The 9,129-nt window shown below is 66.8% G+C and carries 8 protein-coding genes and 1 pseudogene; 7 read left to right on the top strand and 2 right to left on the bottom strand.

Going from position 1 to position 9,129, the window contains the following annotated elements; genetic code table 11:
* Window positions 1-94: 94 nt before the first annotated feature.
* Together ACFHWY_RS27035 and ACFHWY_RS27030 are read right to left on the bottom strand one after the other, a co-directional pair.
* Window positions 95-406, bottom strand: coding sequence for a transposase family protein (locus ACFHWY_RS27035; RefSeq protein ID WP_416583075.1), 312 nt, complete (start codon window positions 404-406; stop codon window positions 95-97).
* Between the two features lie 412 nt (window positions 407-818).
* A complete protein-coding gene (locus tag ACFHWY_RS27030; protein ID WP_416583074.1) occupies window positions 819-1,640 on the bottom strand; it encodes an NAD(P)H-binding protein in 822 nt (273 codons plus the stop codon).
* A 159-nt stretch (window positions 1,641-1,799) separates the two neighbouring features.
* On the opposite strand from ACFHWY_RS27030, the gene ACFHWY_RS27025 reads away from it, so the two are divergent.
* From ACFHWY_RS27025 to ACFHWY_RS26995, 7 genes and pseudogenes are all read left to right on the top strand, one after another.
* Window positions 1,800-2,954, top strand: a complete 1,155-nt coding sequence (locus ACFHWY_RS27025) for a class I SAM-dependent methyltransferase (RefSeq protein WP_416583073.1) — start codon at window positions 1,800-1,802, stop codon at window positions 2,952-2,954.
* On the top strand, window positions 2,951-3,784 hold the full coding sequence (locus ACFHWY_RS27020) for an NAD(P)H-binding protein (RefSeq protein ID WP_416583072.1): 834 nt from the start codon (window positions 2,951-2,953) through the stop codon (window positions 3,782-3,784). The genes ACFHWY_RS27025 and ACFHWY_RS27020 overlap by 4 nt, the downstream gene beginning before the upstream one ends.
* Before the next feature lie 10 nt (window positions 3,785-3,794).
* Window positions 3,795-4,508 carry a class I SAM-dependent methyltransferase gene (locus tag ACFHWY_RS27015; protein ID WP_416583071.1) on the top strand — a complete coding sequence of 238 codons (714 nt, stop codon included), beginning with the start codon at window positions 3,795-3,797 and terminating at the stop codon, window positions 4,506-4,508.
* Window positions 4,509-4,520: 12 nt separating this feature from the next.
* Window positions 4,521-6,113 (top strand): aklavinone 12-hydroxylase RdmE, encoded by a 1,593-nt coding sequence (rdmE, locus tag ACFHWY_RS27010; RefSeq protein WP_416583070.1) that lies wholly within the window; start codon window positions 4,521-4,523, stop codon window positions 6,111-6,113.
* A 67-nt stretch (window positions 6,114-6,180) separates the two neighbouring features.
* Entirely contained in the window at window positions 6,181-6,891 is a 711-nt protein-coding gene (locus ACFHWY_RS27005) for an O-methyltransferase (protein WP_416583069.1), read from the top strand.
* Between the two features lie 465 nt (window positions 6,892-7,356).
* Window positions 7,357-8,592 (top strand): CaiB/BaiF CoA transferase family protein, encoded by a 1,236-nt coding sequence (locus ACFHWY_RS27000; RefSeq protein WP_416583068.1) that lies wholly within the window; start codon window positions 7,357-7,359, stop codon window positions 8,590-8,592.
* Window positions 8,593-8,814: 222 nt separating this feature from the next.
* Window positions 8,815-9,129 (top strand): annotated as a pseudogene (locus tag ACFHWY_RS26995) (transposase); the annotation flags it as partial.

The raw sequence follows: 9,129 nt of genomic DNA, 5'->3' as shown, positions 1-9,129 counted from the left end.
TGTTTCCCGGAGTACCAGGCGTCGATCGTGTCGCCTTTCACGCTCACGGTGGTCTCGGCGACGCGGTCGGTGTCGAACAGCTTACCGTCGAGGATCACGTGCGACCAGCCGTCACGGCGACCCGACGCAGCGCGTCGTGCAGGGTCGGTGTCTGCGCCGCGAGGACCCGCACGGCCTCAGCGACGTAGCGGTACGCGGTGGCGCTGGACACCCCGTAGCCGGCTCCGAGGGTGGTCTTGTCCTCGCCCTTGCGGAACCACACCAACACCAGAAGCGCCTGGTAGAAGCACGTCAACGCCCTGGCTCGGCGGCGAGTGCCCACCGCCCGACGCTCAGCGCGAAGCAGCCGCGCCACGTGTCGCACGAGTTCCCTGGGGACGTCGAGCCGGGCAGAGAACGTGATCACGTGGAGCCATCTCGGAGACTGATTCCGTCGCAAGAACCTGTCTACCGATGGCTCCACGCCCATATCCCAAGCTGTCCACTATGGCCACTACGCCTGTGTCATCCCGAACCGCCCGTAGATCCTTGTTGAGATCACCTCACTGGACCATCGAAATCCTTCACCATATTCGCGACACGACCTACCGCGAGGACGCCAGCCGGCCGCGCACCGGCAACGCGCCCCGCGCACTGGCCACCCTACGCAACACCGCGATCAGCCTTCTCCGCCTCAGCGGCGCCACCTCGATCGCACCAACCTGTGCCGAAACAGCCGATACCCACACCGATCACGACAAATACTCGGACTCACCTAGAACGGACATACCTCGACCTTGCGAACGCCCTGATGATCGCCTGCTGACGGAAGACCAAGGTCAGCGGAAGTCGTCCGCGTGGTCGACCGCCCACTCGGCGAACGTGCGCCCCGGCCTACCGGTGACGTCGAAGACGGTCGTGGTAGCCACCGGTGGCTCCAACTCCCACTCGACGAAGTAGCCGAGGATGTGGTCAACGATAATCTCCGGCCAGCCTTCCCGGATCATGTTTGCCCGGGCCTCGGCCGGGCTGAGCTCCTCGATGACAATCCGCTTGCCAATCGCCTTGCCGACGGCCTGGATCTGTTCGCGCTGTGTGATCTGCACCGGGCCCGTCAGCTCGTAAATCCGGCCGACGTGGCCGTCCTCGAGTAGCGAGGTGACCACCACGCTGGCGATGTCCGCCTCGTGGACGGGGACGGTGGGCACGTCGAGGTAGGCACTGCGGGCTAGGCCTTCCGCACGAATGGTTGGCGCCCACGCGTCGATCTTGGTCGTGGCGAACTCGCCGGGCCTTACATGTGTCCACTCCAGACCAGATGCCTCAATCGCCTGCTCCACCGAAAAGTACGGCCGGCCGGAGGACGACAGCGACACGACCCGCCGCACCCCTGCCTGCTTGGCGAGGTCGATAACCTCAGCGGGGGCGTCCAACACGCGGTCGCCGTTGATCGAGATCAGGTACATCCTCTCTACGCCGTCGAACAGAGCGGGCAACGTCTCCATCCGGCCGAGGTCGCCCAGAACCACCTCTACGCCGGCAGGCAGTCCCGCAGTGGCGGGGTTGCGGCTGGAAGCCCGCACGTGTTCGTTCGCTGCCATCAGCTGGTCGATCACCTTGCGGCCGACGCTCCCGGTCGCACCGGTCACCAAGATCGTCACTTGTCCTCCTGAATGCAAGCCACTGGTCGGACACCGTCGACGCCCCACCCTTCTCCGCCCGGATCCAATCCCGCTCGCAACAGCCGTACCTACCGGTTCTCAAATGGTTTCCGAGGTAACCAGGCAAACATCGGCCCGACGACCTCGGAGGGGAGAAGCGTGGAGAAGCTGCTGACGATCGCGGACGGGGTCGAGGAGGATACGAGGGCCGCGGTCAGCGCCGGGGACGCCGTGTCGGTGCTGACCGAGGTGATGTCGCGAGCCGTGTTGTTCGACGGTCCGGACTCCCGGGTCACTGTCCAGTTCGACCTCGGAACGGCGGACGAGCGGCTCGGCTATCTGGTCACCCTCGGCCCCGGCGTCTCCACGGTGGAACCGGGATGGCTTCCGGACCCGCCCGCTACGGTGCGTCAGGACCTCAGCGAGCTTGTCAGGGCCGTATTCGGGCCGACCGGCGGTGAACACGCCACCCGTGAGGTCGAGCTGATGGAAGGTCCAGCGCCGCGGACCATCGACCCGGGCACCGTGTTGGCAAAGCGGCGGGCGGCGGCCGTGGCCGTGCACCAGGTACTCAAGGCGTGCTCGCCGGAGCGGGTGGACCTCGACACGTTGGCCCTGCGTTTCGGGTCGGACAAGTGGGCCGACCACTGGTATACCCCGCACTACGGCCGGCATTTCGAGCGGTACCGAAACCGCCGGGTACGGCTGCTGGAGATCGGTGTCGGCGGGTACGACGCCCCGGACCAGGGCGGCGAGTCGCTGCGAATGTGGAAGTACTACTTCCGCCGTGGCCTGATCAACGGCCTCGATATTTTCGACAAGTCGAGCCTTGACGAGCCGCGGCTACGGACGATCAAGGGATCCCAGGCGGACGCGGGGTTCCTCACCGAGCTCGCCGGCCGGATCGGCCCCCTCGACATCGTCATCGACGACGGCAGCCACCTCAGCGCCGATGTGATCCTCTCCTTCCGGACCCTGTTCCCGCTGCTGCGACCCGGGGGCCTGTACGTGATTGAGGACCTGCAGACCTCGTACTGGCCGGGCTGGAACGGCGGCACCACCGACCTCGACAATCCGGGCACGTCGCTGGGATTCCTCAAAACGCTGGTGGACTCGCTGCACCACCAGGAACACACCGGTCGCACCGCGTCCGGGACGGACAACATGATCGGCGGCCTGCACTTCTACCACAACATCGCCTTCGTAGAGAAGAGTGTGAACGCCGAGAAGGCCTCCGCAGCCTGGATTCCCCGTGACCTCCATCCGATGACATGGATGTATCCGCCGGCCACTTCTGAGGAGGGCACGAGGTGACGATCCTGGTGACTGGTGCAACCGGATCCGTTGGCAGGCATGTGGTCGACCAGTTGCTGGCCAGGGGTGCGAATGTACGGGCGCTGTCCCGGAACCCCGCAGCCAGTCTTCGGGCCCGCGTCGAGGTGGTCAACGGTGATCTGCTACGGCCAGACTCGTTGCGGCCCGCACTTACCGGCGTGGACCGGATGTATCTGTTCCCGGTTCCCGACACCGCCAAGGAGTGCGTCGATATCGCGGTGCGGGCCGGGGTCCGGCGGATCGTTGTGCTGTCTTCCGACGCGGTGAACACGCGGTACGAGATCGCCGGGGACAGCATCGACGACCACTTGGCGGTGGAGAACGCCGTGGCGCAGAGCGACGTCGAGTGGACGTTCCTGCGGCCCGTCGCGTTCGCGAGCAACACGTTGTTCTGGGCGCATTCCATCACGACCGAGGGGGTGGTCAGGGCCGCGTATCCGGATGCGGCTCAGGCCCTGGTCCACGAAGCGGACATCGCCGCCGTCGCCGCCGTCGCCCTGCTTGAGGACGGGCACGTCGGCGGCCGGTACACGATCACCGGGCCGGAGGCGATCACCCAGGTCGAGCAGGTACGCACCATCGCGGGCCAGATCGGTCGTGACATCCGGTTCGAGGAGATGACGCCGGAGGAAAAGCACGCGGAGATGATCCAGTACCTACCGGAGGACTCGGTGCGAATGATTCTCGGCTACTTCGCCATCGCCGTTACTAACCCCGATCCCGTCACCCCGGCGGTCCAACAGGTCACCGGCGTGCCCGCACGCACCTTCGCCGAGTGGGTGGCCGACCACACGTCGTACTTCCAGTAGGAGGATTCCTATGTACGGAGCCGAGCTTGCCGACGTGTTCGAACTCATCCACCATGGCCGTGGCAAGGACTACCTCGCGGAGGCGCAGGAGGTGGCGAGGCAGGTAGGGGCTCGCAAGACGGCCGCCTCGTCGCTACTGGACGTCGCCTGTGGCACCGGGTCACATCTGCGGGCGTTTGCCACCCTCTTCGACCATGTCGAGGGACTGGAGCTCTCCGAACCGTTCATGCGATCCGCCAAGGCCGCCGTGCCGCAGGCAGTGCTGCATCTCGGTGACATGCGTGAGTTCGCCCTCGGCAGGACCTTCGACGCGATCAGCTGCATGTTCGGATCGATCGGCTACCTGGCCGACACCGGGGAGCTGACCACCACGCTGATTCAGTTCGCCAAGCACCTGGCCCCTGGCGGCGTCGTCGCCGTCGATCCGTGGTGGTTTTTGGAGAGCTACGCTGACGGCTACGTCACCGGCTCGGTGATCGAGGTGGACGGCACGACGATCTCCCGGGTTTCGCACTCGAAGCTCGAAGGCACCGCCTCCCGGATGGACGTGCACTACGTCGTGGCGGACGCGGCGGCAGGTGCCCGGCACTTCGTCGAACACCACCTGATCACCCTGTTCACCCGTCAGCAGTACGAGGCCGCCTTTGCCGCCGCTGGTTTCACCGTCGACTACATCGAGGGACTCCACGCGGGCCGCGGACTGTTCGTCGGCGTACATGACTAGTCAGGAGGAGCCATGACGGACACGGTGGAGGTACTTGTCGTCGGTGCGGGACTCGGTGGGCTGTCGGCGGCGATGTTCCTTGCGAAGCGGGGGGTTCGCACCCTTGTCGTAGAGAAGCACTCGGGCACCTCGATCTATCCGAAGGCGGCCGGACAGAACCCGCGCACCATGGAACTGCTGCGCATCGGCGGTGTGCTCGACCGAGTCGAGCAGGCCAACGACCTTCGCGGCCAGCACGGCGACTTCACCATTAGGGTCGCGGAAAGCGTCGGCGGCAAGGTGTTGCACACCTTTGCCGAGAGTGTCGACGAGATGATGGCCGCGACCGCGCCGTGTACACCGCACGGCTGGGGCTTCCTCGCGCAAGACCATATGGAGCCGATCCTGCTGGCCCAGGCGAAGGAGTACGGCGCTGAGGTTTGGTACGGCACGGAGCTGGTGTCGTTCGAGCAGGATTCGACGGGCGTGAACGCCTTGGTGCGTGACGTGGCGACTGGCAGGGAGTCCATCGTGCACGCGGACTACCTGGTTGCCGCGGACGGTCCGGCCAGCCCCGTGCGTGAGCGACTCGGCATCCCCCGGTCCGGACAGGGGGTGTTGTCACACTTCGTCGGGGTCATCTTCGAGGCCGACCTGTCCGCCGTGCTGCCGCCGGGCTCGGTCGGGTGGTACTACCTGCAGAACCCGGCGTTCACCGGGACCTTCGGTCCGACTGACAGACCGAATCGGCACACGTTCTTTGTCGAGTACTCACCCGACCGGAGTGAGTCGCCCGAGGACTTCCCGCCGGCCCGCTGCGTCGAGCTGATCCGGCTCGCGGTGAACATGCCGGACCTTGAGCCGGAGCTGCTAAACATCCAGCAGTGGGAGATGGCCGCCTACATTGCTGACCGCTGGCGGGACGGCCGTGTCTTCCTCGTCGGTGACGCCGCGAAGGTCACTCCTCCGACCGGCGGGCTCGGCGGAAACACCGCGATCGGCGACGGCTACGACATCGCATGGAAGTTGGCCGCGGTGGTGAAGGGCACGGCGGGCCCCGGGTTGCTGGACAGCTACGAACCGGAACGCAAGCTGGTGGCGCACCTGGTGGTTGACGAGTCCATGTCTGTTTACGCCAACCGGATGGCGCCGCACCTGATTGGCAAGGTTCCAGCCGGGGTGGGCTACTCCGAGGTGCTTCTCGGGTTCCGGTACCGGTCCGGAGCCGTTCTGATCGACGACACGGATCCAGCCACCGTCGAGGATCCGTTGCGACCCAGTGGGCGTCCGGGGTTCCGTGCGCCGCACGTCTGGATCACGTGTGCGGGATCTCGCATGTCCACCGTGGACATTTTTGGTGAGTGGGTGTTGATTGCCGCCGACGAGTTATGGCGTGGGGCGGACGCCCGAGTCGATACCGTTGTGGTAGGCACCGACATCGAGGAAACCGATCCTCGTGGACATGTCGATACCCGCTACGGGATCGGTGAGTCCGGGGCCAGCCTCATACGGCCTGACGGGATCGTCGCCTGGCGGACGGCGTCCCCGGTACCCGAGGCTCTGCCTGCCGTACTGGACAAGCTTCAGGTGCGCCAACTCCTGGAAAGCGCGGGGCCTAACCGCTGACTCGTCCGTTCCGAGTGTCCCCTAATTTCAAAGACAACGACATGTACTAGTAGGAAGAGATAAGTTCATGATTGACGCTTCGCTGCCCATCGTCCCGCAGGACAGCACTGACCCAAGGGAGGTCTTCGCCACCACCCTGGTGCGCGCGGCGAAGCTGCCCGAACGCCTCGAGGCCGTCATGACGGAGATCGAGACGGTCGCGGAGGGCGAGGGCATCCCGATCATAGGCCGGTTGGAAGGCACGATTGTCCAGATGGTCGCCACGCTGTGCGGCGAGCGGGCTATGCGGGTGCTGGAGTTGGGCACGGCGATCGGCTACTCGGCGCTGTGGCTCGCGCACGCACTGCCGGAAGGCGGCAAGGTCACCAGCATCGAGCTGGATCCGGAGCGTGCGACGCGCGCGGCGGACTTCATCGACCGCGCCGGGTTTGCCGACCGGGTCGAGATCATCGTCGGTGACGTGTTCGAGCTGCTGCCAAGCCTCGGCGTCTACGACCTGATCTTTCAGGACGTCATGAAGCACCGGTACTTCGGCAGTGACCCCAAGCTCGCGACCGAGCTGCTGCAGCTCACCAAGTCGCACCTCGAAGTGGACGGACTCCTCATAATCGACAATGCCTTCTGCGGTGGGGGTGTCGTCGCGGGGAGGGTCGACGCGCCCTCCAACGAGCTGGCAGGCGTGCGGCGCATGAACGATGTGCTGGCCCACGACCCCGACTTCGCAGGCGTGATCGTGCCGGTCCGGGACGGCCTCTGGGTCGCGCAGCGCAAGTCCTGACTGTTGGATCGACGGTGGGCCAGCCTGGCGATCACGATGCTCGGGAGTGAGGGTCGGTACTGCCAATGAGCATTTCGGCCGTGTTCGTCGTTGCGACCACGCGGGTGCCGCTGCCCTGGCCGAACGCGGCCTGCGGCTCGCGGACCGAGACCGGCTTGACCGCGTCGCACCGCTCGGAACCTCGTGCTGGCCGTGACCGCCGGGCGACATCTCCACCGCGCTGCACCACGCTGTCCCCTCGCCGTCGCGGAAGGCCCGGACCATGACCCGCACCGCCGTCAGCCCCGAAGAGCTCGACTCGTCAGACCCCGTAGACCTCCGGCTACACGCCGAGCGGGACTTGGCTCGGGTGTCGCCCCACCTGCGTACGCGGCCCGCACTGCGTCGGCATCCGGAGCGTACAGATCAGCCCGGTACGGAATGAGAACCCCGGTCGCGCTCGATACAGAGACAAGGTGACCTGCCGTGCCGAAGAACGAACGACACGACAGCGTGGATCTGCCACTGTCCGGCGTCACGGTCGTCGCGCTGGAACAGGCGGTGGCCGCGCCGCTCGCAACGCGCCATCTCGCCGACCTCGGTGCCCGCGTGCTCAAGGTGGAGCGGCCGGACGGCGGTGACTTCGCGCGTGGCTACGACACCAGCGTCAACGGGATGGCGAGTCACTTCGTCTGGCTTAACCGGGGCAAGGCGTCGGTCGCGCTGGACCTGAAGTCACCTGGCGGCCGGGAGGTCGTCGCTGACCTCGTCGCCACGGCCGACGTGTTCCTGCAGAACCTCGCGCCGGGTTCCGCCGACCGACTCGGCCTCGGCGCCGCCGACCTGCGGGCCAGGCACTCCCGACTGGTGACGGTCGACATGTCCGGGTACGGCGTCAGCGGCCCCTACCGGGACCGGCGCGCCTACGACATGCTCATTCAGTGCGAGGCCGGGCTGGTCTCCGCGACCGGCGCCGAGAACAGCAGGACGAAGGCGGGGCTGCCGGCCTCCGACATCGCGGCGGGCATGTACGCGCTCACCGCGACCCTGGCTGCGCTTGTGGGCCGGGCGGTGAGTGGGCGGGGCGCCGCCATCGAGATCTCGATGCTTGAGGCGACCGCCGAGTGGATGGGCTATCAGCTCTATCACACCCAGGGGACCGGGCAGTCCCCGCGCAGGATGGGCCTTGCCCATCCCAGCGTGGTGCCCTACGGCGCGTTTCCCGCTCAGGACGGTCTCGACGTCGTGATCGGGGTACAGAACGACCGGGAGTGGGCGCGGTTCGCCGAGGATTTTCTCGGCAGGCCCGACCTGGCAACCGATCCGGATTGGGCGACGAACGTCGCGCGTGTGCACCACCGCGAGACGGTGGACGCGCTGGTCGCGGCGCACACCGTGCGGCTGCCCGCCGACCGGATCGTCGCGTGCCTCGACGCCGTCGGAGTCGCGACCGGCCGGGTCAACGACATCGGGGACGTGCTGGCGCATCCGCAGCTGGCCGCGCGGAACCGCTGGCGGCAGGTGGATACGCCGTCGGGGGCCGTGCGTGGGTTGCTCCCGCCCTTCACGGTCGCGGGAGTCGAGCTGCCGATGGGCCCTGTGCCGGAGCTGGGGGAGCACACGGAAGCCGTGTTGCGGGAACTAGGCTACTCCGCAGCGCGGATCGAGGCATTGCGGCGCGAGGGAGCCGTTTCCGTGCCGATCGAGAGTTCGCGCTCCTGACCCTCTAGAGGGCGTGGTCGAATCTGCGCGCCGGAGTGGCTGGCCCTGAAGGACGGTGCCGAGGTCGCCGGCGTGACGTGGTTGACGACGGCGCCGAAAGGCGGTCTTCGTCGGCGCGGCCCGGACCGACGACCGGGAGCGCAGGAAGCCGATGGCAGTCACGTGCACCAGACAGAGCTAGGTGGTGTCCGGCGGATCTTGGTGGTGGTTCGTTGTTTGGTCGTGGCGCGTTTTGATGTGACTGATGCCGAGTGGGCGGTGTTGGAGCCGTTGCTGCCCGCGCAGTCCCGTCGTGGTGGGCGGTGGCGTGATCACCGGTAGGTGATCAACGGGATCTGCTGGGTGAAGCGGACCGGGTCGCCGTGGCGGGACGTGCCCGAGCGGTACGGGCCGTGGAAGACCAGTCATGAACGGTTTCGCCGGTGGGCTGGGAGGCTGACGGTGACATCGACTGGGACGCTCAGGCCGATTCCACGGTCGTGCGCGCTCACCAGCACGCCGCTGGTGCCCGTGGAGGGGGCTCACCACCACCGGTTC

It is taken from the genome of Micromonospora sp. LOL_024 (assembly GCF_048060415.1).
Taxonomy (GTDB): Bacteria; Actinomycetota; Actinomycetes; order Mycobacteriales; family Micromonosporaceae; genus Micromonospora.
This window is presented reverse-complemented; position numbering and strand designations above follow the sequence as displayed.

What these genes read in the sequence shown, in the direction of transcription:
- ACFHWY_RS27015 (WP_416583071.1), top strand. Translation starts at nt 3,795, where the DNA reads ATGTACGGAGCCGAGCTTGCCGACGTGTTCGAACTCATCCACCATGGC.
- rdmE (WP_416583070.1), top strand. Translation starts at nt 4,521, where the DNA reads ATGACGGACACGGTGGAGGTACTTGTCGTCGGTGCGGGACTCGGTGGG.
- ACFHWY_RS27005 (WP_416583069.1), top strand. Translation starts at nt 6,181, where the DNA reads ATGATTGACGCTTCGCTGCCCATCGTCCCGCAGGACAGCACTGACCCA.